Raw genomic sequence first — 24653 nt, 5'->3', positions numbered from 1 at the left:
TCTTTGCTTATGGAAATGAGGCGCTTTGGCATATTCTTGCGCTTACTTAAAAGCGCCGAAAGTCGCCTGATAAACAAAGAGTTGGAAAAATAGGTTTCGGCTGGGTCCATTTGTTAGATGAAGTATGCCGTAGGGTTGGATATAATCCAAGCCCTTTTACGACATACCTGATTATTAAGGGGAATGCTATATGTTTGATAGTCTGACGGAAAGGTTGTCCGACAGCCTAAAAAAGATTACCGGCCAGGCGAAACTAACTGAAGACAACATCAAGGATACTCTCAGGGAAGTTCGCATGGCTTTGCTGGAGGCTGATGTTGCTCTCCCCGTCGTAAAAGAATTCGTAGATAGCGTTAAAGCGAAGGCCGTAGGTCAGGACGTGATGCGAAGCCTGACGCCGGGGCAAGAGTTTATTCGCGTTGTGCAGAATGAGCTTATTGCTGTCATGGGGCAGGCGAATGAAGACTTGAATCTCAATTGCCAGCCTCCAGCCGTGATTTTGATGGCGGGCTTGCAGGGCGCTGGTAAAACGACATCTGTGGGTAAGTTGGCGCGGTTCCTAAAGGAACGTCGCAAAAAATCTGTCATGGTGGTGAGTGCGGACGTATATCGCCCCGCCGCTATTAAACAGCTGGAAACCTTGGCGGGGGATGTCGGGGTTAATTTCTTCCCGAGCACTGCTGACCAAGATCCCGTTGATATTGCAAGTGCGGCAATTGCTGAGGCTCGCAAGCGTTTTAATGACGTGGTGATTGTTGATACGGCCGGGCGGTTGCATATTGACGCGGATATGATGTCCGAAATCAAGCGTCTGCATGCTGCAGTCAATCCGATTGAAACTTTATTTGTTGTTGACGCCATGACGGGGCAGGATGCGGCGAATACCGCTAAGGCGTTCAATGATGCTCTGCCTTTGACTGGCGTGATTTTGACGAAGGCGGACGGTGATGCTCGTGGCGGCGCCGCCTTGTCTGTGCGTTCTATTACCGGCAAACCCATCAAATTCATGGGGATGGGGGAGAAAGTAGAGGCTCTGGAGCCGTTTCATCCAGATCGAGTTGCGTCAAGAATCCTTGGTATGGGGGATGTACTCTCTCTTATAGAGGAGGCTGAGCGCAAGCTTGATAAGAAGAAGGCCGAGAAGCTCGCCAAGAAAGTTATAAAAGGGAAGTCCTTTGATCTCGAAGATTTCCGTGACCAGCTACAGCAAATGAAAAATATGGGCGGAATGGCTGGCATGCTGGATAAGTTGCCGGGAATGGGGCAAATCTCTCAAGTTGCGCAACAGCATATGAACGATAAGATGTTTGTGCATATGGAGGCGTTGATAAATTCAATGACTCCGCATGAGCGGCGGTTTCCGGATGTTGTAAGCAATTCGCGCAAGCGTCGGATTGCCATGGGGGCGGGTCTGCAAATTCAAGACGTGAATCGCCTCCTTAAGCAGCACAAGCAAATGCAGAAGATGATGAAAAAGTTTAGTAAGAAAGGTGGCGTCATGAACATGATGCGGGGAATGGGGGGGATGATGCCTCCTGGTGGTGGAATGCCTCCAATGGGGCGCATGAGATAGTTCTGGCGACTATTTGTTAGAGAGTAAACAAAAAGGTTTTCAATGCTTGAATTATTGCGTAGAATATGCGCCCTTTCAGGTGTTGAGCCAACAACATTGGTTTATTTACAACAGGATTCAAACTGAGATGGTTACAATTCGACTAGCGCGTGGCGGTTCAAAAAAACGTCCTTTTTATCACCTTAACGTGACTGATAGCAGAAACGCCCGTGACGGCCGTTTCATTGAACGTGTAGGTTTCTTCAACCCCACTGCGCGCGGTAACGACGAGCGTGTCCGTGTAGACGCAGAGCGTCTGCAGTTCTGGGTTGAGCGTGGCGCTCAGATGTCTGATCGCGTTCGTGATCTGGTGAAGGCCAGCGCTTAAGCAGGTTGGTGAAGCACGCCGATGAATGAGAAAATTTGCATAGGCAAAATCGTCGGTGTGTATGGCGTAAAAGGTTGGCTGAAAGTTCATTCTTTCACGTCGCCACCGGAGAATATGCTTCGGTACGCTAATTGGGAATTAGTGCGCGAAGATGGAAATCGCTCGGGCGCAAAGCTTCGGTCTGGTAAGCCTCAGGGTAAAGGGATCGTTATTGCGCTAGCTGGCGTGGATGATCGAGATATGGCAAAAAACTATGTTGGTTGTCAGATTGAGATTGAGACGTCAGAGCTTCCAGTTTTGGAAGAGGGTGAATTCTATTGGCGTCAATTGGAAGGGCTCACCGTTGTTACCTCTGAAGGGGTAAATATAGGGCGGGTGAGTCATTTGATTGAAACTGGCGCTAATGATGTGCTTGTCGTTGCAGGATCTGTGGAAAGCATTGATAAGCGTGAGCGGCTAATTCCTTACTTGCCAGGTCAATTCATAGAGAATATTGATCTGGATAAGAATTTAATGGTTGTTGACTGGGATCCGGATTTTTAAAGTGTGGTTTGGCGTCATAACTTTATTTCCGGAAATGCTGAAGTCGGTTACGGACTTTGGCGTGGTGGGTAAGGCTATCAAGCAGAGTTCGATAGAAGTTTGCTCTTGGAATCCCAGGGATTACGCAACCGATAACTATCGCACGGTAGATGATAGGCCGTATGGCGGTGGTCCTGGAATGCTGATGAAGGTGGAGCCTTTAGAGGCTGCATTAAATGCGGCGAAGTCGGTGGCTCCTGGGGGAAGTAAAGTTATTTATCTGTCTCCTCAGGGTAGGCGAATAGATCAAGCTTTGGTTCACTCGGCGTTAAATGTCCCAGGATTGATTCTTCTGTGTGGTCGTTACGAAGGGATTGATGAAAGATTGATTGAGGATGAAGTCGACGAAGAGTGGTCTTTGGGTGACTTTGTTCTTAGTGGTGGCGAGATTGCCGCTATGGCTATTATCGATAGTGTTTCTCGGCTTGCGCCAGGAGTGCTTGGTCACAATGAGTCTGCTGAGCAGGACTCTTTCGAGAATAGCTTGCTGGATTGTCCTCATTACACGAGGCCGGAGGTATACCGCGACAAGCGGGTTCCGGAGGTTTTATTGAGTGGCAATCATGAAAAGATTAGGCGTTGGAGGTTGGAGCAGTCTTTGCTTAGAACGCTTCAGCGCAGACCCGATTTGCTCGAGCAGCGTGAGCTATCCGAAGAAGAGGCTCAAATCATACAAGAGTTGCGGCGCGGGCAGTTGATATCAGAAACGTAGGATTACTTCGGATTAGTTAGGAGCGAGCCATGAGCAGCAAAAACACAATCATTAGCCAGCTTGAAGCTGAGCAAATGACTAAAGAAATCCCAGAGTTTGCTCCGGGTGATACAGTAACTGTCAGTGTGAAAGTGGTAGAAGGTTCTCGTGAGCGTCTGCAGGCTTTCGAAGGTGTTGTGATCGCAAAAAGAAACCGTGGTCTGAACTCTTCTTTTACTGTTCGTAAAGTTTCATATGGTGTTGGTGTGGAGAGAACTTTCCAGACTCACAGCCGTTTGGTCGACAGCATCAGTGTTAAGCGTCGTGGCGACGTTCGCAAGGCTAAGTTGTATCACCTTCGTGATCTTAGCGGTAAGGCTGCTCGCATCAAAGAGAAGTTGGATTAATTCCGACCTCGGTTTATTCAGAAGAGGGTGGTCAATTGACCACCCTTTTTTGTTTGTGGCTGGGTTGGAAGTTTGAAAAGGAAATGTGGCGAGTGATATGAGTTTTTCGCAGGCCTGCCAGGAAGCTATCGATAGATTCATAGAAATGTTGTGGCTGGAGCAGGGGCTGTCTGAAAATACAAGAATGTCCTACCGGTCGGATCTTGTGCGCTTGGCGGAATGGCTGGCGAGAAGTGAAAAAACGCTTATTGAAGCTTCTCGGGAAGATTTATTTTCCTTTTTGGCTGCCCGTATGCAGAAAGGCGCTAAGAGCGCTTCTTCAGCTCGTATGTTGTCGACATTGAGAAAATTCTATCGCTATCTGTTGAGGGAAGGGGTTATTCGGGAGGACCCGACGTTAAGGATTGAGCATCCTAAAGTAGGGCGGCTATTGCCGGGTGCGATATCTGAGGCTGAAGTGGATAGGTTGCTGGCGGAGCCGGATGTTTCGTTGCCGATTGAAGCCCGGGATAAAGTGATGTTGGAAGTGTTGTACGCTAGCGGATTGCGGGTATCAGAGCTGGTTGGTCTTCAGCTTTATCAGGTTAACTTGAGGCAGGGGGTGTTGCGTGTCGTTGGAAAGGGGGATAAGGAAAGACTGACTCCTTTGGGGGAGCAAGCGATAGAGCAATTAGAGGCCTATATCAAAGGTGTTCGGCCCGAATTGACGGGGGGGCGAGAAGATGGCGTCCTTTTCCCGAGTTTGCGTGGCGGGGGGATGACGAGGCAAACCTTCTGGCATCGTATCAAGCTATATGCGTCACGCAGTGGGATTGCTAAGAACATAACGCCACATACACTTCGTCACGCATTCGCCACTCACTTACTGAATCATGGTGCGGATCTGCGCGTGGTTCAATTGCTTCTTGGGCATAGCGACTTATCTACTACTCAGATATATACCCATGTGGCCAAGGCCAGGCTGCAGCAACTGCACTCAAAACACCACCCTCGCTCCTGATTTTTTTGTATTTGCTTCATTTGAGTGTGAGCTTGAAAGGGTTAGGTTAAATCTATTTCACGTTACACAATTGACCTAGTTTTGATAGGAGCATTTGTGTAATTTTAGGGTCTAACTATATATTCAAGAACGGATGAAGGTATATTCATGCACGTAATGCGCCCTTTTGTATTGGTATTAATGGCATTGTCGGTCGCTTTCGGAGCGCGCGCCGACGAGCAGCAAGAGCAAGCCGTGAAAGTGATTAAACAACGGTTGGCTGAGGCTGTGCCTGGGCTGAAAATCCTAAAGGTTAGCCCTAGCCCAATACCGGGAGTGTATGAAGTGGAGTCCAATAATCCGCAGCTGCTGTACACCAGCGCTGATGGGCAATATTTCGTGGCGGGTGATATCTACCAAGTGAGCGAGGGGCGCATCACTAACTTGGCGGAGCGCCGGCGTGAAGAGACTCGCGCAGAGTTGGTCAACTCGATTGATGAGTCAAAAATGATCGTATTCAAGCCCGAAGTGGTGAAGGCTTCTATCACTGTTTTTACGGATGTGGACTGTGGATACTGTCGGAAGCTTCATAAGGAAATTCCTCGTTTAAATGAGCTGGGCGTGCAAGTTAATTATTTGGCTTATCCTCGTGCGGGCGTAGGGTCGGGAAGCTATCAAAAAATGGTTTCCGTTTGGTGTGCTGATGACCAGCAGACTGCTCTGACAGAAGCGAAACTAGGGAAAACTCCTGCTTCCAAGGACTGTAAAAATCCAGTCGCCGATCAATATAATTTGGGGAATCAGATTGGTATTAGCGGGACTCCAGCCATCGTGCTGCATGATGGTCGCTTGATTCCAGGATATGTGCCTGCTGACTCTCTTGCTAAAGGCTTGGGGTTGGAAGTTAAGTAGTAGAAGTTTGGCTAGCGGAAGTGAGGCATTCTCTTCCGCTAGCAGCGAAAGTTTTTCTCGTCCTTCCTTATTTCACACTCCCTTTCAATGTTGTTGCATCTTTGAGCTCCCCCGGGAGATAGCCCCTCTTTTTGGCACGCACGGAATTCCATGCTTAGTTCATAATTACTCAGTCCAGTAAAAGGTGTGCTGCTATCGCATCCAGCGAGAAGCAGTGGAACGAAAAGAAGAGCTCTTGATAAGCAATGTTGAGCTGATTTTCTGGTTTGAGTGGCCATCTATATTTCCGTAATGCCAGTCTGCGCCAAAAGGAATTACTTAACAGGTTAGCCGCTGTTTTCTGGTGGCGCCATTTCCTGTTATCAGGTTGTGTCAGGGTGAGTTAAGATCCCTTGCTCTCCTTGTAAAATAAGCGCTGCGCTGCGTTGACACACTCCGGGGTGCGGGTTATCGTGGCCTGTTCCCAATATTGTATTCATCTTAATCTTCGCCCTCTGGCCGTTCAGGAGATCGCAATGGAATTTCCGCGCATCAGTCGCTTGCCGCCCTATGTTTTTAACATTGTTGGGGAGCTCAAGCAGCAGGCGCGAGCGAGGGGGGAGGATATTATTGACTTTGGCATGGGGAATCCTGACCAGCCAACCCCTAAGCATATAGTCGACAAGCTGACTGAAACTGTGCAACGGGATGATACGCATCGTTACTCTCAATCCAAAGGTATCCCCAGGCTAAGAAGGGCCATTGCCGGCTGGTATAAAAACCGCTTTGATGTGGATTTGGACCCTGAGAAAGAAGCAATAGTCACCATTGGCTCGAAAGAGGGGCTTGCTCACTTGGCCTTGGCGACAATGGGACCGGGAGACGCCGTGCTGGTGCCGAACCCGAGCTACCCGATTCATCCTTATGGGTTTGTCATTGCTGGCGCAGATATTCGACATATCCCACTGGGCGAGGATACTGATGCTTTTTTCACTGAGCTGGAAAAGGCGATTCTCGATTCATGGCCCCGCCCCAAAATGCTGGTCTTGAACTTCCCTGGCAACCCCACTTCCCAGTGTGTTGAATTAGACTTTTTCGAAAAAGTCATTGCCATCGCCCGAGAGCATAAAATCTGGGTTGTGCAGGATATCGCTTATGCGGATATCGTATTTGACGGTTATAAAGCGCCTTCGATATTGCAGGTCCCTGGAGCGAAGGAAGTGGCGGTGGAATTCTTCTCACTGTCTAAAAGCTATAATATGCCTGGCTGGCGCGTTGGTTTCTGTTGTGGAAACGCAGAACTGATAGCAGCTTTGGCTCGGATTAAGTCTTATCTGGATTACGGTACTTTTACCCCGATTCAAGTGGCGGCGATTGCTGCATTGGAGGGCGATCAGGCTTGTGTGGAAGAAATCCGAGCGATGTATCAATCCCGTCGCGACGTACTATGCCGGGGTTTGGACAGTATTGGCTGGGATGTAACTCCGCCTAAAGCAACCATGTTCGTTTGGGCGAAAATTCCTGAACACTATCGCCACATGGGGTCACTGGAGTTTTCTAAAAAGCTGTTGCTGGAGGCGAAGGTGGCGGTATCTCCAGGTCTTGGCTTTGGGCATTATGGCGATGAGTACGTGCGTTTCGCACTGATTGAAAACGAACATCGTACGCGGCAGGCGATCCGGGGCATTAAGACGATGTTTCGTAGAGATGGTTTGATACTGGATTAAGGCACTCTTAAATGCGCCATAGTAAGCGCGTAATGTTGTGGAGACGTGGTAGATGAAAATAGCTATTTGTGGATTGGGCACTGTAGGTAGTGGAACTTTTAACGTGCTGGCGCGCAATGGTGTTGATATTGCGGCGCGTGCGGGTATGGCTATTGAAGTAATCCGTGTCGCATCCCGTCGGATGAATCCGGCTTGTGAGCTGGACTCAACGCAATTTACCACTGATATCTTCGCTGTAACTTCTGACCCTGAAGTTGAGGTCGTTGTTGAGCTGCTTGGTGGCACGACAATCGCGAAAGAGTTGATCCTCAAAGCGATCGAGAACGGCAAACATGTGGTTACCGCCAACAAGGCGTTAATTGCAGAGCATGGCGGCGAAATTTTTGAGTTGGCTGCGCGCAAGGGCGTCACAGTGGCGTTTGAAGCGGCTGTGGCTGGTGGCGTGCCGGTGATTAAGGCGCTGCGTGAGGGCCTTGCTGCAAACCGAATCAACTGGCTGGCTGGAATTATTAACGGTACTGGCAACTTCATTTTGACGGAAATGCGTGACAAAGGTCGCGCGTTTGAGGATGTGCTGAAAGAGGCGCAAGCCTTAGGATATGCTGAAGCAGACCCGACATTTGATGTGGAAGGCATTGACGCTGCGCATAAGCTGACCATTTTGGCGTCCGTTGCATTCGGTATTCCGCTGCAATTCAAGCGCGCCTATACGGAAGGCATCAGTGCGATTGCGCCGGAAGACGTTCAGTATGCGGAAGAGTTCGGTTACCGCATCAAGCACTTGGGCATAGCGAGACGTTTGGAACATGGTGTTGAGCTGCGTGTACATCCAACGTTGGTGCCAGAAACTCAGCTGATCGCAAAAGTCGATGGCGTTATGAACGCCGTGATGGTCGACGGCGACGCTGTGGGGCCGACTTTGTACTACGGCGCTGGCGCTGGTGCTGAGGCTACAGCGTCTGCGGTAGTCGCAGACTTGGTGGATATCGCCAGGGCGTCGCGTCAAGGCGTGGCGGTTGGCGTTCCTTCTCTGGGGCATAACCCTGAGCACCTCAATGATCTTGAGGTGGTGCCAGTGGAGGAAGTTGTTAGCGCTTATTATTTGCGCATTCTTGTGCAGGATCATCCAGGAGTGCTGGCCAATGTCGCTCAGATTCTGAGTGAACACAGCATCAATATTGAATCGATTGTGCAAAAGGAAAGTGAGCAGCATGACGGGCTGATCCCCATGATTATGCTGACACACCGGGTGCAGGAAATGAATATGAATCATGCCCTGGCGGTGATCGAGGCGCTCCCTGATGTGGTTGGCAAAGTGACGCGCATTCGCGTTGAATCATTCAGTTGAATAAATTTAGAAAGCCATGCCGGTGCAGGGTTTTCGATTAACAGTATTAGGTGAACGCGCAGTGCGGTAATTGGCGTTGCGCTAAAGGTAAAGGGTTTAAATCGTGAAGTATGTAAGCACCAGAGGCAAAGCGCCTGCGCTTAACTTTGAAGAGGTTCTGTTGACCGGGTTGGCTTCGGATGGCGGCCTGTACGTGCCTGAGTTTTTACCTCGCTTTACCCCTGAGGAGATTGCCTCTTGGGCTGGGCTGAGTTACCCGGAGCTGGCGGTCAAGGTCATGTATCCATTCGTGGAAGACTCTCTGTCTATCGAAGAGTTCACCGCCATCGTCAATGATGCATATTCAGAATTCGCTCATTCGGCTGTGGCGCCGCTGAAGCAGATTTCGGCGAATGAATGGGTGATGGAGCTATTTCACGGGCCCACTCTGGCGTTTAAGGATTACGCGCTGCAATTGCTGGGACGTTTGGTTGATCATTTCCTTGAGAAGCGTGGACAGAAAGTGGCGATTCTGGGAGCCACTTCCGGTGATACTGGATCTGCGGCGATTGAAGGCTGTCGTCATTCCAAGCATGTCGATATTTTCATTCTTCATCCCCATGGTCGCGTTTCTGAGGTTCAGCGTAGGCAAATGACTACGGCGCCGGGCGATAATGTTCATAATCTGGCGATCGAAGGAAACTTCGATGACTGTCAACGGATGGTTAAGGCGAGCTTTGGCGATCAGGCGTTTTTGGATGGTCGACCTCTCGTTGCGGTGAACTCGATCAACTGGGCGCGGATCATGGCGCAGATCGTTTACTATTTCCATGCCGGGCTGAGCGTGGGGGCGCCTCATCGTAGTGTCGCTTTCTCTGTGCCTACAGGGAATTTTGGCGATATCTTTGCTGGTTACCTCGCGCGCAATATGGGCTTGCCGGTGAGCCAGTTGGTCATCGCCACCAATCGCAATGATGTGCTGCATCGTTTTATGAGCAATAACCAGTACAACCTGCAGCCTTTACAGCATACGCTATCTCCAAGTATGGATATTGTTGTGTCCAGCAACTTTGAGCGCCTGTTGTTTGATCTACATGGCCGTAATGGCTCTTTGTTGGCGGAACTTATGGAGAAGATGAATAAAGAGGACGTAGCAATTGAGGAGTATCGCTGGCGTCATGCCAGGGAGTTGTTTGACTCCTACGCTGTGGATGACGAAACTACTCTGGCGAGCATCGATCAGATTTATGCCGAAACGGAAGAGATTGTAGATCCGCATACAGCGATTGGCATCAAAGCCGCTCGAGCCTGCCGTCGCGATAAAAGTGCGCCAATGGTGATTCTGGCGACTGCGCATGCCGCGAAATTCCCTGAAGCTGTGGTTAAAGCTGGCGTTGAGGAAGAACCGAAGCTACCTGCTCATATGTCTGATCTGTTCGACAGAGAAGAGCGTTTCACGGTGTTGCCGAATGACTTGCAGGCGGTGCAGCGCTTTGTGCAGGACCAGCTCAAAAAATAATCTCCATTGACAGGTTGTGGCGGTGACTATTTACATGGTCCCGTCACGAGCCACTCCTATTTAGCCAACCAACAAATTGGATAGCCGGTGAGCGAGCTCTCCCAAACCATATCGAAAAAGCGTATCGAACGTCGTCCTGTTCCGGCGGAATGCCTTAATCAGGCTGGGCTTCCTCCTTTGCTGCAGCGGATCTATGCCTCCAGAGGCGTCGCCAGTTGTGATGAGTTAGAGTACTCGTTAAGCCATCTGCTGCAATTGGATAGTCTGGCGGGCGCGCAAAGCGCAGCGGATATTCTGGCGGAAGCGTTGCAGCGCAATCAGCGCATAATTTTCGTAGGCGACTTTGACGCTGACGGAGCCACCAGTACGTCTTTGGGGGTGTTGGCGTTGCGTATGTTTGGCGCGGCCTATGTGGACTACATTGTCCCCAATCGTTTTGAGTTCGGCTATGGCCTGTCTCCTGAGATAGTCGATGTGGCGTTGTCACGTCAGCCGGATGTGCTGATTACGGTAGATAACGGCATCGCCAGCATTGAGGGCGTAAAAGCCGCCAAACGGGCTGGATTGCAAGTCATCGTGACAGACCATCACTTGGCGGGTGACGAGTTGCCGGAAGCTGACGCAATTGTTAATCCCAATCAACCCGGTTGCGACTTTCCCAGTAAATCTATCGCTGGGGTAGGAGTGATTTTCTACGTGATGCTGGCTTTGCGACAGGCGTTACGCGACAAGGGGTGGTTCGCCGCTACGGGTATGATAGAGCCAAACCTGGCTAATTTACTGGATTTGGTCGCGCTGGGAACAGTCGCCGATGTGGTGTCGCTGGACGCCAACAACCGCATCCTGGTAGAGCAGGGGCTGCGACGCATCCGCGCCAAGCGCTGCCGCCCTGGCATTAATGCTCTGCTGCAAGTGGCTGGACGTAATCAGGAAAAGCTTAGCGCTTCCGATCTGGGGTTCTCAATTGCCCCGAGGCTCAATGCAGCGGGTCGTTTGGAAGATATGACCGTTGGCATCGAACTGTTGCTGACGGAGGATCCCGCCAAGGCGTTGATGATTGCGCGGGAACTTGATGGATTGAACCAGGCGCGCAAAGAAATAGAGCGCGACATGCAAGCTCAGGCGCTTTCGATTCTGGATCGTATGAACTGGACTTACGACAACCCTCCGGCGGCGGTTTGTCTTTATGATGAAAGCTGGCACCAGGGTGTGGTGGGAATTCTGGCTTCGCGCATCAAGGACCGTATGCACCGCCCCGTTATTGCTTTTGCGCCCGGAGATAATGGCGAGCTAAAAGGGTCGGCTCGATCAATACCCGGGTTGCATATTCGCGATGCGTTGGATGCGGTCGCCACCAGGCGCAGTGGACTGTTGTCCAAGTTCGGCGGTCACGCCATGGCGGCGGGACTGTCTTTACGGCCGGAAAACTTCACTGCTTTTTCGGAAGCGTTTCAAGAGGTTGTCGCAGCGGCTGTGAGTGCGGACGATCTGCAGGCGAAACTTTTGACGGATGGCGAGCTGTCTCCAGAAGAGCTTTGCATGAATATGGCGATTACTTTGAAGAATGCGGGGCCGTGGGGGCAATCCTTCCCTGAGCCGCTGTTCGACGGCCAGTTCCGCATCGCCAGCTGCCGAATTGTCGGCGAGCGCCATCTCAAGATGACGCTGGCGGATAATCGCTCAGGCAATTGCTATGACGCTATATACTTCAATATTGATCCTGCGACGCCGTTCAGTGAATGGGATCGGGTAAAGGTGGTTTTCAGGCTCGACGTAAATGAGTTTCGCGGGCATAGCAATCTGCAACTGCTCATCGAGTATCTGGAGCCTTGTAATTAGGCTGTCTATCGTCTTTTCCTAGGTGTAACTCACTGTTCAGTTTGTTTACAATAGCGGGCTTTCTTTACGGTCGGTGGATGATCCGCCGCCGTTTCAACTGTTTTTTGAGGCCCCGACGATTATGTTAGAAGTGAATCCAATAGTTAATACCATCAAGGACTTGCGCTCCCGCGTAGAATCTTTACGGAGGTATCTTTGACTACGACGTCAAGAAAGAGCGTCTGGTTGAAGTAGAAAGGGAGCTCGAAGATCCCAGCGTGTGGAATAATCCTGAGCGCGCGCAAGGTCTTGGTAAAGAGCGTTCCTCCCTTGAAGTGGTAGTTAAAACCGTCGATGACGTGACCGGCGGATTGACGGATTGCTCCGACTTGCTGGATATGGCAGTGGAAGAGCAGGACGCGGATGCTGTCTCTGAAGTGGAAACCGAATTGGAATCAATCCGCGCACAGGTGGAGACTTTGGAGTTCCGTCGGATGTTTGCGGGAGAAATGGACCCCAATAACGCCTACCTGGATATTCAGGCGGGTTCCGGCGGCACTGAAGCGCAGGATTGGGCGAGCATGATGCTGCGTATGTATCTGCGTTGGGGCGAGCGTCGTGGATTCAAAACTGACTTGATCGAGGAATCCCCCGGTGAAGTGGCCGGTATCAAAAGCGCCACGATTCACTTCCAGGGTGAATACGCCTACGGGTGGCTGCGCACGGAAACCGGCGTACACCGTTTGGTGCGTAAATCGCCTTTCGACTCTGGCAACCGTCGTCATACTTCTTTTGCGTCTGTGTTTGTCTCTCCGGAAGTGGATGACGATATCGAAATCGACATCAACCCGGCGGATCTGCGTATAGACGTCTATCGCGCCTCAGGCGCTGGCGGTCAGCACGTTAACCGGACTGAGTCCGCCGTACGTATCACGCACATGCCTTCCGGCATCGTGACGCAGTGCCAGAACGACCGTTCTCAGCACAAAAACAAAGATCAGGCCATGAAACAGCTGAAAGCGAAGCTGTATGAGCTTGAAATACAAAAGCGCAATGCCGAAGCGCAGCAACTGGAAGATAGTAAGTCCGATATTGGTTGGGGCAGCCAGATCCGGTCTTATGTATTGGACCAGTCGCGCATAAAAGACTTGCGTACATCCGTAGAAAACTCCAATTGTCAGGCGGTGCTTGACGGCGATATTGATGAGTTTATCGAGGCGAGTTTGAAGCAGGGCCTGTAATCAGGCCCTTCGCTTATGTCTCGACCCGTAATTTTTTGCCAATTGATTGATAAATAGTGGATTAAACAAACCATGACAGAGAACCAAAATCCTGCAATAGATGAAAACAAACTGATCGCTGAGCGCCGGGGCAAGCTGGGTAAGTTGCGGGAAAAGGGGCAGGCGTTTCCGAATGATTTTCGTCGCGACAGCTACTGTGCAGACCTGCAGGCTCGTTATGGTGATAAAAGCAAGGAAGAGCTGGAAGAAGCGGGCGTGCGCGCGAAAGTGTCTGGCCGCATCATGGCGATGCGTGGGCCTTTTGTCGTCATACAGGACACGACGGGGCGTATTCAGCTGTACGTAGATCGTAAGGGCTTGCCGCCGGAACAGTTGGAAAACGTCAAACTGTGGGATTTGGGCGATATTGTGGCGGCGGAAGGCGCTCTGCATAAATCAGGCAAGGGCGATCTGTACGTGAATATGGAAAACCCGCGTTTGATGGTGAAAGCGTTGCGTCCTTTGCCGGACAAACATAAAGGTCTGACCAACACTGAAATGCGCTATCGCCAGCGTTATCTGGACCTGATCACGAATGAAGAAGCGCGTGAAACCTTCCGTATTCGCTCCAAAGTAATCGAAAGCATCCGCTATTTCCTGACCAAGCGTGACTTTATTGAGGCGGAGACGCCAATGTTGCAGGTCATTCCTGGCGGCGCGACGGCGCGTCCCTTTGTGACCTATCACAATGCCCTGGATATTGAGATGTTCCTGCGTATCGCGCCGGAGCTTTACTTGAAGCGTCTGGTGGTCGGCGGTTTTGAGCGAGTATTTGAAATTAACCGCAACTTCCGCAATGAGGGCTTGTCCACTCGCCATAATCCTGAATTCACCATGATCGAATTCTATCAGGCGTTCGCAGACTACAAAGACCTGATGAACCTGACCGAGGAAATGCTGCGTTGGGTGGCCCAGGAAGCGCTGGGAACGACGGAAGTGCGCAACACCTCCAAGAATGCAGAGGGCGAGGTGGTCGATGAAATCGTCTATGACTTCGGCAAGCCTTTCCTGCGTATGACCGTCGTGGAGTCTATTCTTCACTTCAATCCTGAATTGACGCTGGCGGATATTGATAATATGGACGGCGCCAAAAAAGTGGCGACGGACCTGGGTATTCCTCTTAAAGCATCCTGGGGTCTGGGCAAGGTTCAAATCGAAATCTTCGAGAAGACAGTTGAGCATCGTTTGATGCAACCGACCTTTATTACTGAGTATCCGACGGAAGTATCGCCATTGGCGCGTCGTAATGACGATAATCCTTTCGTCACTGACCGGTTTGAGTTTTTCGTGGGCGGTAGAGAAATCGCTAACGGATTCTCGGAGTTGAACGATCCGGAAGATCAGGCTGAGCGCTTCCGCAAGCAAGTGGAAGAGAAAGAGGCGGGCGACGACGAAGCGATGTTCTTCGACGAAGACTACATCACAGCGCTGGAGCACGGCATGCCGCCTACTGCGGGTGAGGGTATTGGCATCGATCGATTGGTGATGCTGCTGACCGATTCGCCCTCAATTCGGGACGTTATTTTGTTCCCCCATATGCGCCCGTTGGCGGACTGATCGTTCCGTCGCATTGAAAGGATAGAGAAAAGGAGAATGCAGATGCAAAGCTGCGCAGAGGTGCTGTTTGGGGCTTTGGCCCCAGACACCCGCTGGAAGGACGCCCTGAAAGACGAGTTTTCCAAGCCCTACATGGTGCAGCTGGAGCAGTTTCTTGGGGCGCAAGACGGACTGGGCAAGGTGATATACCCTAGTCTGGATAACTGCTTCAACGCGCTCAACTCGACGCCTTTTGAGAATGTGTCTGTTGTCATACTGGGACAGGACCCCTATCACGGTCCGGGTCAGGCGCATGGACTTAGCTTTTCCGTGTTGCCAGGGATAGCGCCGCCGCCATCGTTGGTGAATATCTTTAAGGAAATCAACAACGAGCTCGGATTGGGCGTGCCTGAGCATGGATGTCTGGCCTATTGGGCGCAACAAGGCGTTTTGCTGCTGAACAGCGTGTTGACTGTGGAGCAGAGCAAGGCCGCCTCGCACCAGGGGAAAGGCTGGGAGCAGTTCACTGACAGAGTGATACAGCTGATAAACAGCGAGCGGGAAAATGTGGTGTTTTTGTTGTGGGGCAGTTACGCCCAGCGCAAAGGCGCCTTTATCGACCGCCAGCGTCACTGTGTGCTGGAAAGTGTTCACCCGTCGCCGTTATCCGCCCATCGCGGTTTTATGGGGTGCGGTCATTTCGCCAGCACGAATGACTATCTGCGTGCTCATCAGAAGAAAGCGATTGACTGGCGACTGCCTCCGAAGGATCGATTGGACGAGAAGGGGCGGCTGATCAAGAAAGAGCCAGCCTCTGTAGAGTAAGGCCAAAGCGGCGGACCCAGGTCCGCCGTTTTTTTTGCGTCAGGAAGGTGAAAGTAGCGCCATGGCGGCTTCCATTTCCGCGCTTAAATCCTCCGCCTCGTTCATATCTATTTCCGGGTCGAGTCCGAGTCGGTTGAACGCCGATATCTGCCCCCAATCCATCTCCGTGTAAGGATGCTGGCTGCCTATCAGGCTTTGCAGCTTGGCGACCATCACCACATCTGCGTAATCGACGCTGGGCGTTTCCCGATGGAAGTTGCTGAACTCTGTAGGCACGATTTGCAGCTCCGCAGGGAAGTCCCATTTTTTGAGAATGTATTGCCCAATCGTGGGCTGTAGGGTTTCGATCAGTTTGTCGAGGGTTTCGTTGTCGACATGAATGTCGTTATGCTCGATATAGGTCAGTACGGGCAGGGCGCCGATCTGGTGCACCAGTCCCGCGAGGGTCGCCTGATCGGGTTTCAGCTTGGTGTAGTGCTGCGCCAGCACGTGGCAGATGCCGGCCACTTCTGTACTGCTGCGCCAGATTTCCCGCATGCGTTGATCTATCTGTTCCGAGGTGGCCTGGAACATTTGCTCCATCGCCAGCCCTGTCGCGAGGTTTGCGGTGTAGGCCATGCCGAGGCGGCCAATCGCCATGGTCAGGTTCGATATTTCCCTGCTGCCGCGTAAAAGCGGGCTGTTGCATACACGTATAATGCGAGCCGTCATGGCGGTGTCGTTACTAATGACTTTAGCGAGGTCCTGAACGGATGAGTCCGGACTTTCCGCTACTTCTCGAACTTGCAGAGCGACCTCCGGAAGGGTGGGCAGCACCAGCTTATCGGAATCTATTGCCTGAAGTATGTCTGCTTTGATTTTCTCTTCTAATTCTGCCATTTGCATATCCGTGAATAGGTTGGCTGCATTGGATTCGGGCCCACTGAGAAGCGCTTCAGCCTCTTGCAAGGTCCAATTTAAGTTATAGCAGAATTTTTGAGGGATGCTTGTCGGCGGCGCATAGAAACGCGCCGCTAAGGTGTAGGATTATGCTAGAGCTTTTTCTTTGCGTTGCTAACTTCTTCAATTGCGTAGGGAAGTTCAAGTAGTTGCAATGAGGCGTCCGGAGCCTCCTCCAGGCGTAGCGCTTTGTCCGTCGCCGCAGACTTATCCAGCACGGCTAGGATTTGTCCTTGAGCGCTGCGCACGACTGAACCAATGCGGGCGCCGGTCTCGTCGATAACCGGTGAGCCGGGCGCAGGAGCTAAGTTATCGGAAGAGAGTAAAAACATGCGTTTCTTCAGGGTGCCGAGGTATTGCATGCGGGCGACGATTTCTTGCCCCGTATAGCAGCCCTTCTTGAAGCTGATAGCGCCCAGCGCCTGCAGGTTCAGCATTTGTGGGATAAACTCATCCAGGGTCTCTGGATAGACCTCTCCCAATCCTGAAAGAACTTCCAGGCGTTCCCAATCCTCAATGGAGCCAGCCGCGCATTGTGTATCCAGCTCTGGTAGTAACTTTGACGCCTGGTCGCTATCCAGCCAGCACTCCACCCGGGATGCTTTATCTGGAGAGCGGATAAGCAATATGCCTTCGCCGACATGGCTGGCGTCTGAGGAAGTAGGAATATTCGAGGAGATAGACTGCAGTCCATCCAGATCTCCGCTCAGTCCTATCACGCCCCAATTCTCCAGCAAGGTGACAGTGCACTTATAAAACACCTTGTACTTATTGAGGTGAGCGAGAAAGCTTTGCGCGATCTCTACGGGAAGTCTCAATAAGTAGCTGTCAGGCTGGGCTTGCGCTATGCGGAACAATGCGACCATGCGGCCTTTAGGGGTGCAGCAGGCGGCCAGCGAAGAATGATTGCTGGTAATATTCTGAACGTCGCAGGTAAATTGACCTTGCATGAATTTGATGGCGTCGGGCCCTTTTATTTCCAGTAAGGCGACGTTGGTCAGCCTGTGGAGATGCGGGGCGTTGTCGCTTACCTGCGCCGCCGGGGTATTTACGGGGGCGGCGAAGGCGTTCCAAAAGGACGTCATATAGATGGATCTCCCTTAATTCCTGGCGAAGCGTAAACAAACTCGAAAACGGCGAAATGCATCCGGGTCGCAATTATCCCGGACGAGAAACACCAAGTCTCGCCAGCCTGTACGACAAACCAGCAAGGTAACAATTGGAGTGACGCAAGTGTCTCCGTGCAGACGGGTATCCAGCTCGCGTTGATTGCGCTTGAATAGCCTTACTTTCACGTCTTCGTCGCCGGTTTTTTCATAGCGGATTTTTATCACGCTAGTCGGCCAGGTTAACAGAGCATACTGGCCGACGGTGAAGACAAAATGAGCGCCTAACAGAGCGCTCAAAGAAAGTTTTAGCCAGATAGGCATCGCCAGAGCCAGCAGCACTACGCCAATCAGTCCGAAAAAGACGGTAAAGAACAGCGTCAACTGTAGCGATGGCCGCAACTCAATCGTAGCTTGGTTGAACACGGTCTAGGATGATTTTAACGATGCGCGCCAGATCGGGATCTTCCGGCGTGGATTTTTGCATAAACCACTGGAACATATCCGTATCTTCACACTCTAAGAGCATACGGTAGCGCGCTTTGTCTTCGTCCGGGAGTTCGGGGTAGGCTTCCTTGAGAAAGGGAACCAGCAGCACGTCCAACTCCAGCATTCCGCGTCGGCTGTGCCAGAATAAACGCTTGTATTCTACATCTTCAGTCATGTGCGCCTCTGTATGTTGCCCGTGGGCCGTCATTCTGGCTGCATGATAACGGTCCCAGGCTCTCGCCGCCACCCATGGCGGCGTGAAACCTTATCGGGGCGATTTATAAACGTTCACCAAGGCTCAGCGGGAAAATTAACGGGGGTTAAAATCGTGTTTTCCGGCGTTTTGAGCGGGTGGGGGTAGTCCAGGGTGTAATGCAGGCCGCGGCTTTCTTTGCGTTGAATCGCCGAGCAGATAATCAGGTCCGCAACCGTCACCAGATTACGCAGCTCAAGCAAGTCATTGGACACTTTATAGTTGCTGTAATAATCACGGATTTCCTGATGCAACAGGTCTACGCGATGCTTGGCGCGTTGCAGGCGTTTGTTGGTCCGTACGATGCCGACGTAGTCCCACATGAAGCGGCGTAGTTCGTCCCAGTTGTGTGAGATCACAACATCTTCGTCGGAGTCTGTCACCTGACTTTCGTCCCAAGAGGGAGCGGGCGGCGGCTCTGGCGTGTGGGCGATACGGCTGGCGATGTCTTCTGCGCAGGACTTTCCGAATACCAGGCACTCCAAGAGGGAATTGCTGGCCATGCGGTTAGCCCCATGGAGTCCGGTAAATGCAGTTTCGCCTACAGCGTATAGAGAGTTCAGGTCGGTTCGGCCGGCGCTGTCGGTAACCACTCCTCCGCAGGTGTAGTGGGCGGCGGGAACCACAGGGATGGGCTCTTTGGTGATATCAATACCGTAAGACAGGCAGCGCTGGTGCACTGTGGGAAAATGTCCGAGGATAAAATCTTTGTCTTTATGGCTGATATCCAGATACAGGCAGTCCGCGCCAAGTCGTTTCATTTCGTGGTCGATGGCGCGGGCGACGACGTCACGTGGAGCGAGCTCTTCGCGCTCGTCAAACTGACCCATGAAGCGTTTGCCGTTGGGTAGCAGAAGCTTGCCGCCTTCGCCGCGAACGGCTTCTGTAATCAAAAAGGATTTCGCCTGAGGGTGATAGAGGCATGTCGGGTGGAATTGATTGAATTCCATGTTGCCCATGCGGCAGCCTGCGCGCCAGGCCATAGCGATGCCGTCGCCGGTGGCCACGTCAGGATTGCTGGTATAGAGGTAGACTTTGCTGGCGCCGCCGGTGGCGAGCACCACAAATTTGGCGCGGAACAGCTCCACATGGCTGGTTTTCTTATTCAACACATAAGCGCCGACACAGCGGTTGCCGGGAAGAAACAGCTTGCTATGAGTGATCAGGTCGATGCCGACGCGGTCTTCGAATATTTCAATATTGGCTTTTTCGCGCGCGCGGTCGGCCAGAGAGCCTGATACTGCGCGGCCGGTGGCGTCTGCGGCGTGAACAATTCGGCGATGGCTATGTCCGCCTTCTTTGGTGAGGTGGTACTTTTGCGTGGACTCTTCGGATTCGTCCGTATCGAACTGCACTCCCTGGGAGATAAGCCATTCAATCGCCTCACGACCATGCTCAACGGTAAAGCGCACGCTGTCTTTGTCGCACAGCCCTGCGCCGGCTACCAGCGTGTCCTGCAGATGGGATTCAGTGCTGTCGTCATCGTCAAGCACCGCTGCGATGCCGCCTTGCGCCCAAAGCGTGGAGCCGCTTTTGAGTTCGGTCTTGGACAATACCGCCACTCTTAAATCGGAGGGAAGATTCAGGGCGACGGTAAGGCCTGCGGCGCCGCTGCCGATAATGAGGACATCGTGTTCGAAGCTTAAACTCATAGCCTTTGCGTGACTCCAGCAATCAGGAAAAACAGCCAGGAAAAAGGGCCGGATAGTTGTTGGGCCCAAGCAGAATAGCTGAATATACTAACATTAATGGCTAAGAGTGAACTATCCGAAAAAAGTTGTGTCTATAGGGCTATGCAATCAACTTTTATAGACGCAGCAAACGGTGGTTCTTTTATGTCAGTGCAGGTTTTGACCGCTCTTGAATCAACGCGTGGTCGCGCTGAATTACTGGATAATAAGGAAAATATGAGCGCTCCTAACAAGACGACAGACCAACAATTGGTTGAGCGGGTTCAGCGTGGCGACAAGCGCGCCTTTGACATGCTTGTGGTGAAATATCAAAGCAAAGTCATGGCGATTATCGCCCGCTATATCCGCGATCATCACGAAGTGATGGATGTTGCGCAGGAAGCGTTCATCAAAGCCTATAAGGCGCTCGCCAATTTTCGCGGTGAAAGCGCGTTTTACACTTGGCTTTACCGTATAGCTATCAATGCGGCGAAAAATCACCTTATGGCTCAAGGGCGTCGCCCGCCAGGCGAGGATGTGGACGCCGACGAGGCGGTTTTATATGAGGGCGGCTCCGCTTTGAAAGATATTGACTCCCCTGAGCGCCAAGTACATCGCGATCAGGTTAAACAGGCGATATTCCAGGCGCTGGATGAGTTGCCTGAAGATTTACGCTCAGCCCTGACGCTGCGAGAGTTCGATGGCCTTAGCTATGAAGAAATCGCGGAGATCATGCAATGTCCGGTCGGGACGGTGAGATCGAGAATTTTCAGGGCCCGGGACGCAGTGGACGCGCGAATTGCGCCGATGTTGGAACAAAAAATGCGAGCCTGAAATGGGCGGAGAACGAAGGAAGGCTGGAGCGTCATGGGTTTTTCCAACGGGGACGCCGGGAATCACCAGGGTTGGCGAAGTGAAAAGTATTACAGAGAAGCCGGAGCGGCGCACAGGCTCCGGATTTGCAGAGGTTGACGGTTATGAATGAACGACTGAAAGAATCTATGTCCGCGCTTTTGGATGGAGAAGCGGATGAGCTGGAGGTGCGCCGTATATTGGCGCAGTCCCACGATGAAGAGGTGATGGCGACCTGGAGTCGGTATCAGCGTGTTCGCGATGAGCTCCACGAAGAGGCTGCGCAATGGGCGCATGTTGATCTGAGGCAGGGCATTTGGTCAGCGCTGGAGGAAGAGGAAGGCGTTGATCGCAATGAAAACGTTGTAGAGGAAGAGGCTGAGCCAGAAGAGGCTCGCGCCGGCGGCGGTTGGTGGCGAGGAGTCGCTGTTGCAGCGTCGGTCGCTTTCGCTGCTGTATTTATGGTGGAATTCTCCGGCGGGCCAAACACGACGCAACCTGCTCCTGCGGTCGCCAGCGGACAGCAAAGTGCGCCGGCGTTGAATGTGAACGGCGCCGGCTCTCATTTGGTGGCGGATTCCGGTGCGGAAAGCGAAGATGCGGTTCAATTCTCCGCAGAGCATGCGAGCAGGTTGAACGCCTATTTGATGAAGCATGCCGAGCAGGCTGCGCTAAACGGCTCGCAGGTTATTTCTCCTTATGCCCGTTTGAGCGCCTTTGAGGTGGTAGAGGGGCAAGGAACGGAGCAGCGCAGGTAAGCAATGAAACTGGTAATTCGTAAAGCGGCGGCGATCAAGGATGATGTCCGACAGTGGAGTCTGGTCTGGGTTTTAGCGCTGATGTCTTTGATTTCTGCGTCAGCGCAGGCGTCAGGTCCGCAAGAATGGCTGCAGCGCATGTTGGAGGCGCGTCAGGAACTCTCATACCGCGGCGCATTTATCTATAGCCGTGGCGATGAAATGAGCTCAATGAAGGTCTTTCATCGTTCGCAGAATGGCGTTGAGAAAGAGCGTTTGGTCGCCATGGACGGTGAGATGAGGGAGATCATTCGAGACGGAGACATGCTGATTTGCGTGTTTCCCGGCGGCAAGCAGGTTCGACTGGAGCAGGCTGCCTACACCGGGCCTTTTCCGGGGGCGGTTTTGAATGGCGGCTCCGATGTTGATTCGGTCTACGAGTTGAAAATGGCCGGAGAGGAGCGGGTAGCCGGGCATGATGTGTTGAAAATGGCGGTCATGGCCAAGGATCAGTACCGCTACAGCTACTACCTGTGGCTGGAGAAAAACTCCGGTATGCTGCTCAAATCTCTTCTGACAAACCGCAAGGGCGAGGTGTTGGAGCACTTCCAGTACACGGTGCTGGAACTGGGGGCGCAAGTGACGGACCAAGAGCTGGCGCCTTCAATGCCTGAGGCGGATGTCAAAGCGTTAGAGCCAAAACAAGGAGAAACCTCAGAGACCTTGCCGGAACAATGGATGCCCGCCTGGCTTCCGAAGGGGTTCAGCATGTCGCCTAACGTAACCAAGCGCAACGATATAATGCCTGGAGATATGCGCACGCAGGTATACGGCGATGGTTTGACCATGTTCAGCATATTTGTCGAAGAGAATAGCCCCCAGGCCATGCCGGAAGGGGCTTCACGCATGGGAGCGACCACTGCTTACTCGAAACATATCCGGCACGGAGGCATGACCTACGTCATTACGGTTGTGGGTGAGGTGCCCATTGAGACAGTCAAGCGGGTGGCGGATAATATGAAGTCAAGTCCATCCGCTGGAGACGCCTCTTGATACTGGAAACCGGGAAAGTCGTTGCTGTCGGCGACCATGAAGTCTGGGTAAGGACCATCAGGGAGTCCGTCTGCCAGAGCTGCTCAGCCCGAAAGGGCTGCGGTTCGCGACTTCTCAATCAGATGAGCGATGGCGCCTCGACCCAGATTAAAGTGGCGAAAACGTTTGATGTCGAAGTCGGAGACGAAGTGGAGATTGGCGTTGCTGAGCAGGCGTTGCTCAACGCCTCTCTGCTGGTTTATCTGGCGCCCCTGATTGCGATGATCATTTTGGCTGGGGTCAGTCAATCTCTGCTGCATTGGCCGGATCTTGGCGTGGCCCTGGCGGGCCTGTCAGGACTGGGCTTAGGCTTTGTTTTTGTTAAAATCTTGTCATCAAGGCTGTCTTGCAATCCCTCCTACCATCCCCAATTATTACGCAAGCTTTGTTAAGCGTCGTATAGCCTAGTTCCAATTGTCTAAAGGAAATCTGACGCCACTATGTGAGCCGAGAGGCGTTGGCTCGTCTGGTTGGAGCGCCTGGGTCAAACGACTGTGCCCATGCTTCGCGTGGGTGGTTTGGGTAACCAAGTGGAGTTGCATATGAAGGTTTGTCAGAAATATACGGCGGTTCTGCTGGTCTGGATGAGCGCCGTCATCAGCATGCGAGCAGGGGCCGTTGATCTACCTGACTTCACCGGATTGGTGGAGAAAACTTCTCCGGCGGTGGTAAACATCAGCACCGTACGTAAAGTCGGAGACGATAGCGCCCAGTATTATTTTGGCGGTCCCGAGCAAGATCAGATTCCTGAATTCTTTCGTCACTTCTTTGGCGACCCATACCGTCGCAGAGGCCCGCAGGAAGCCCAGTCCATGGGGTCGGGCTTCATCGTGTCCAAAGATGGCTACATCCTTACCAACAACCATGTCGTAGCGGGCGCAGATGAAATCTTCGTCCGGCTGATGGACCGTCGTGAACTGACGGCGAAGCTGATCGGATCGGATGAAAAGTCGGATTTGGCGGTTTTGAAGGTGGAAGCGGATGATCTGCCTGTTCTTAAGTTGGGCAAGTCTTCTGAGTTAAAGGTGGGTGAGTGGGTTGTCGCCATTGGCTCTCCGTTTGGATTTGAATATACCGTGACGGCAGGCATCGTCAGCGCCAAGGGGCGCAGCCTGCCGAATGAAAGTTACGTCCCTTTTATCCAGACGGACGTGGCGATTAATCCTGGCAATTCGGGCGGGCCGCTGTTCAACCTCGAAGGGGAGGTTGTCGGCATCAACTCTCAGATTTACACCCGCTCAGGTGGATTCATGGGCGTTTCATTTGCGATTCCCATTGATGTCGCATTGGATGTGATGAATCAGCTTAAAGATACGGGTGCGGTCAAGCGCGGCTGGTTGGGTGTGCTGATCCAGGAAGTGAATAAGGATCTGGCGGAGTCCTTCAATCTCAACAAGCCGCGTGGCGCATTGGTGGCGCAGGTTATGAAAGGCTCCCCCGCCGATAAGGCTGGCCTGCAGCCAGGGGACGTCATTGTCAGCTATAACGGCAATGAGATTGGATTGTCCTCTGAGTTGCCGCATCTGGTAGGGCGCACCACGCCGGGAGTGAAGGCGACAATGAAAGTGGTTCGACGTGGGGATGAAATGGATGTTGACGTCGAGATCGGTCAGTTGCCGGCGGACGACAACGGCGTGGCCAGCGTACCGGCAGGTCAGACCGCTCCGCAGAATAACGCCCTGAACTTACAGGTTCGCGATCTGACGGATGAAGAAAAAGAGAGCATGCAGGTATCGAGAGGCGTCATGGTGGCGCAAGTGTTCCCAGGACCTGCGGCGACGGCGGGAATTCAGCCCAATGACGTGATCAGCAGCATCAACAACAAAGATGTAGAGTCCGTGGCGCAGTTCCATGAGGTGGTTGAGAAGCTGCCGGTCGGCAAGTCGCTGCCAGTACTGATTATCCGTCAGGGCAATCCAGCATTCATTGTATTGAAGCTGAACAACAAGTAGGCCCAGGTTTGACTGGGCAAGCGGGCGGCCGGGTTTCTTAG

24 protein-coding genes are annotated in these 24653 nt (G+C 52.3%); 19 read left to right on the top strand and 5 right to left on the bottom strand.

Annotation, left to right across the window (positions count from 1 at the left end):
- Positions 1 to 190 precede the first annotated feature (190 nt).
- From ffh to ung, 14 genes are all read left to right on the top strand, one after another.
- The gene (ffh, locus tag ACQYWX_RS22270) at positions 191 to 1573 is read left to right on the top strand and encodes a signal recognition particle protein (protein WP_127972774.1); all 1383 of its coding nucleotides are present in this window, start codon (positions 191 to 193) and stop codon (positions 1571 to 1573) included.
- A 127-nt stretch (positions 1574 to 1700) separates the two neighbouring features.
- Complete coding sequence (gene rpsP / locus ACQYWX_RS22265) at positions 1701 to 1940, top strand: 30S ribosomal protein S16 (protein WP_216738506.1); 240 nt, start codon at positions 1701 to 1703, stop codon at positions 1938 to 1940.
- A 21-nt stretch (positions 1941 to 1961) separates the two neighbouring features.
- Positions 1962 to 2483, top strand: coding sequence for a ribosome maturation factor RimM (gene rimM, locus ACQYWX_RS22260; protein ID WP_431686387.1), 522 nt, complete (start codon positions 1962 to 1964; stop codon positions 2481 to 2483).
- Between the two features lies 1 nt (position 2484).
- The gene (gene trmD, locus ACQYWX_RS22255; protein WP_431686386.1) at positions 2485 to 3234 is read left to right on the top strand and encodes a tRNA (guanosine(37)-N1)-methyltransferase TrmD; all 750 of its coding nucleotides are present in this window, start codon (positions 2485 to 2487) and stop codon (positions 3232 to 3234) included.
- 29 nt (positions 3235 to 3263) lie between these two features.
- Positions 3264 to 3620: a 50S ribosomal protein L19 gene (gene rplS, locus ACQYWX_RS22250; RefSeq protein ID WP_431686385.1), complete on the top strand. Its 357-nt coding sequence runs from the start codon at positions 3264 to 3266 to the stop codon at positions 3618 to 3620.
- Positions 3621 to 3717: 97 nt separating this feature from the next.
- On the top strand, positions 3718 to 4620 hold the full coding sequence (gene xerD, locus ACQYWX_RS22245; RefSeq protein WP_431686384.1) for a site-specific tyrosine recombinase XerD: 903 nt from the start codon (positions 3718 to 3720) through the stop codon (positions 4618 to 4620).
- Positions 4621 to 4767: 147 nt separating this feature from the next.
- Positions 4768 to 5511, top strand: coding sequence for a DsbC family protein (locus ACQYWX_RS22240; protein WP_216738502.1), 744 nt, complete (start codon positions 4768 to 4770; stop codon positions 5509 to 5511).
- Between the two features lie 515 nt (positions 5512 to 6026).
- Positions 6027 to 7217 carry an alanine transaminase gene (gene alaC, locus ACQYWX_RS22235; protein ID WP_431686383.1) on the top strand — a complete coding sequence of 397 codons (1191 nt, stop codon included), beginning with the start codon at positions 6027 to 6029 and terminating at the stop codon, positions 7215 to 7217.
- A gap of 52 nt (positions 7218 to 7269) precedes the next feature.
- Positions 7270 to 8565, top strand: a complete 1296-nt coding sequence (locus ACQYWX_RS22230; protein WP_216738500.1) for a homoserine dehydrogenase — start codon at positions 7270 to 7272, stop codon at positions 8563 to 8565.
- A 103-nt stretch (positions 8566 to 8668) separates the two neighbouring features.
- Complete coding sequence (thrC, locus tag ACQYWX_RS22225) at positions 8669 to 10063, top strand: threonine synthase (RefSeq protein ID WP_431686382.1); 1395 nt, start codon at positions 8669 to 8671, stop codon at positions 10061 to 10063.
- Positions 10064 to 10150: 87 nt separating this feature from the next.
- Positions 10151 to 11902: a single-stranded-DNA-specific exonuclease RecJ gene (recJ, locus tag ACQYWX_RS22220; RefSeq protein WP_431686381.1), complete on the top strand. Its 1752-nt coding sequence runs from the start codon at positions 10151 to 10153 to the stop codon at positions 11900 to 11902.
- A 121-nt stretch (positions 11903 to 12023) separates the two neighbouring features.
- Positions 12024 to 13122 (top strand): peptide chain release factor 2 gene (prfB, locus tag ACQYWX_RS22215; protein WP_431686380.1). Its coding sequence is split into 2 segments (ribosomal slippage): positions 12024 to 12098 and positions 12100 to 13122, totalling 1098 coding nucleotides; the frame shifts between segments, so codons are not numbered across the junction.
- Positions 13123 to 13194: 72 nt separating this feature from the next.
- Positions 13195 to 14718, top strand: coding sequence for a lysine--tRNA ligase (lysS, locus tag ACQYWX_RS22210; protein ID WP_279507786.1), 1524 nt, complete (start codon positions 13195 to 13197; stop codon positions 14716 to 14718).
- Positions 14719 to 14760: 42 nt separating this feature from the next.
- The gene (gene ung, locus ACQYWX_RS22205; protein WP_279507785.1) at positions 14761 to 15522 is read left to right on the top strand and encodes a uracil-DNA glycosylase; all 762 of its coding nucleotides are present in this window, start codon (positions 14761 to 14763) and stop codon (positions 15520 to 15522) included.
- A 39-nt stretch (positions 15523 to 15561) separates the two neighbouring features.
- Here ung and ACQYWX_RS22200 read toward each other — a convergent pair whose 3' ends face one another.
- The 5 genes from ACQYWX_RS22200 to nadB form a co-directional block, all read right to left on the bottom strand.
- Entirely contained in the window at positions 15562 to 16401 is an 840-nt protein-coding gene (locus ACQYWX_RS22200) for an HDOD domain-containing protein (protein WP_253938509.1), read from the bottom strand.
- Positions 16402 to 16553: 152 nt separating this feature from the next.
- A complete protein-coding gene (locus ACQYWX_RS22195; RefSeq protein ID WP_431686379.1) occupies positions 16554 to 17546 on the bottom strand; it encodes a YgfZ/GcvT domain-containing protein in 993 nt (330 codons plus the stop codon).
- Between the two features lie 15 nt (positions 17547 to 17561).
- Positions 17562 to 17993 (bottom strand): protein YgfX, encoded by a 432-nt coding sequence (locus tag ACQYWX_RS22190; RefSeq protein WP_431686378.1) that lies wholly within the window; start codon positions 17991 to 17993, stop codon positions 17562 to 17564.
- Positions 17971 to 18231 carry a succinate dehydrogenase assembly factor 2 gene (locus ACQYWX_RS22185; protein ID WP_011395704.1) on the bottom strand — a complete coding sequence of 87 codons (261 nt, stop codon included), beginning with the start codon at positions 18229 to 18231 and terminating at the stop codon, positions 17971 to 17973. The genes ACQYWX_RS22190 and ACQYWX_RS22185 overlap by 23 nt, the downstream gene beginning before the upstream one ends.
- A 113-nt stretch (positions 18232 to 18344) precedes the next feature.
- On the bottom strand, positions 18345 to 19961 hold the full coding sequence (gene nadB / locus ACQYWX_RS22180; RefSeq protein WP_431686377.1) for an L-aspartate oxidase: 1617 nt from the start codon (positions 19959 to 19961) through the stop codon (positions 18345 to 18347).
- Between the two features lie 255 nt (positions 19962 to 20216).
- On the opposite strand from nadB, the gene rpoE reads away from it, so the two are divergent.
- From rpoE to ACQYWX_RS22155, 5 genes are all read left to right on the top strand, one after another.
- Entirely contained in the window at positions 20217 to 20813 is a 597-nt protein-coding gene (gene rpoE / locus ACQYWX_RS22175) for an RNA polymerase sigma factor RpoE (protein ID WP_216738491.1), read from the top strand.
- 143 nt (positions 20814 to 20956) lie between these two features.
- Positions 20957 to 21589, top strand: coding sequence for a sigma-E factor negative regulatory protein (locus tag ACQYWX_RS22170; protein ID WP_431686376.1), 633 nt, complete (start codon positions 20957 to 20959; stop codon positions 21587 to 21589).
- Positions 21590 to 21592: 3 nt separating this feature from the next.
- Positions 21593 to 22621, top strand: a complete 1029-nt coding sequence (locus tag ACQYWX_RS22165; RefSeq protein ID WP_431686375.1) for a MucB/RseB C-terminal domain-containing protein — start codon at positions 21593 to 21595, stop codon at positions 22619 to 22621.
- Positions 22618 to 23052, top strand: coding sequence for a SoxR reducing system RseC family protein (locus tag ACQYWX_RS22160; protein WP_431686374.1), 435 nt, complete (start codon positions 22618 to 22620; stop codon positions 23050 to 23052). The genes ACQYWX_RS22165 and ACQYWX_RS22160 overlap by 4 nt, the downstream gene beginning before the upstream one ends.
- A 150-nt stretch (positions 23053 to 23202) precedes the next feature.
- The gene (locus tag ACQYWX_RS22155) at positions 23203 to 24612 is read left to right on the top strand and encodes a DegQ family serine endoprotease (RefSeq protein ID WP_279507778.1); all 1410 of its coding nucleotides are present in this window, start codon (positions 23203 to 23205) and stop codon (positions 24610 to 24612) included.
- The last annotated feature ends 41 nt before the right edge of the window (positions 24613 to 24653 follow it).

The sequence above is a fragment of the Hahella sp. NBU794 genome, from assembly GCF_050749805.1.
In the GTDB taxonomy this organism is placed as follows: Bacteria; Pseudomonadota; Gammaproteobacteria; order Pseudomonadales; family Oleiphilaceae; genus Hahella.
This window is presented reverse-complemented; position numbering and strand designations above follow the sequence as displayed.

Coding starts and splice junctions, on each gene's coding strand:
- ffh (WP_127972774.1), top strand. CDS start 191: ATGTTTGATAGTCTGACGGAAAGGTTGTCCGACAGCCTAAAAAAGATT.
- rpsP (WP_216738506.1), top strand. CDS start 1,701: ATGGTTACAATTCGACTAGCGCGTGGCGGTTCAAAAAAACGTCCTTTT.
- rimM (WP_431686387.1), top strand. CDS start 1,962: ATGAATGAGAAAATTTGCATAGGCAAAATCGTCGGTGTGTATGGCGTA.
- rplS (WP_431686385.1), top strand. CDS start 3,264: ATGAGCAGCAAAAACACAATCATTAGCCAGCTTGAAGCTGAGCAAATG.
- xerD (WP_431686384.1), top strand. CDS start 3,718: ATGAGTTTTTCGCAGGCCTGCCAGGAAGCTATCGATAGATTCATAGAA.
- ACQYWX_RS22240 (WP_216738502.1), top strand. CDS start 4,768: ATGCACGTAATGCGCCCTTTTGTATTGGTATTAATGGCATTGTCGGTC.
- alaC (WP_431686383.1), top strand. CDS start 6,027: ATGGAATTTCCGCGCATCAGTCGCTTGCCGCCCTATGTTTTTAACATT.
- ACQYWX_RS22230 (WP_216738500.1), top strand. CDS start 7,270: ATGAAAATAGCTATTTGTGGATTGGGCACTGTAGGTAGTGGAACTTTT.
- lysS (WP_279507786.1), top strand. CDS start 13,195: ATGACAGAGAACCAAAATCCTGCAATAGATGAAAACAAACTGATCGCT.
- ung (WP_279507785.1), top strand. CDS start 14,761: ATGCAAAGCTGCGCAGAGGTGCTGTTTGGGGCTTTGGCCCCAGACACC.
- ACQYWX_RS22200 (WP_253938509.1), bottom strand. CDS start 16,401: ATGGCAGAATTAGAAGAGAAAATCAAAGCAGACATACTTCAGGCAATA.
- ACQYWX_RS22195 (WP_431686379.1), bottom strand. CDS start 17,546: ATGACGTCCTTTTGGAACGCCTTCGCCGCCCCCGTAAATACCCCGGCG.
- ACQYWX_RS22185 (WP_011395704.1), bottom strand. CDS start 18,231: ATGACTGAAGATGTAGAATACAAGCGTTTATTCTGGCACAGCCGACGC.
- nadB (WP_431686377.1), bottom strand. CDS start 19,961: ATGAGTTTAAGCTTCGAACACGATGTCCTCATTATCGGCAGCGGCGCC.
- rpoE (WP_216738491.1), top strand. CDS start 20,217: ATGAGCGCTCCTAACAAGACGACAGACCAACAATTGGTTGAGCGGGTT.
- ACQYWX_RS22170 (WP_431686376.1), top strand. CDS start 20,957: ATGAATGAACGACTGAAAGAATCTATGTCCGCGCTTTTGGATGGAGAA.
- ACQYWX_RS22165 (WP_431686375.1), top strand. CDS start 21,593: ATGAAACTGGTAATTCGTAAAGCGGCGGCGATCAAGGATGATGTCCGA.
- ACQYWX_RS22155 (WP_279507778.1), top strand. CDS start 23,203: ATGAAGGTTTGTCAGAAATATACGGCGGTTCTGCTGGTCTGGATGAGC.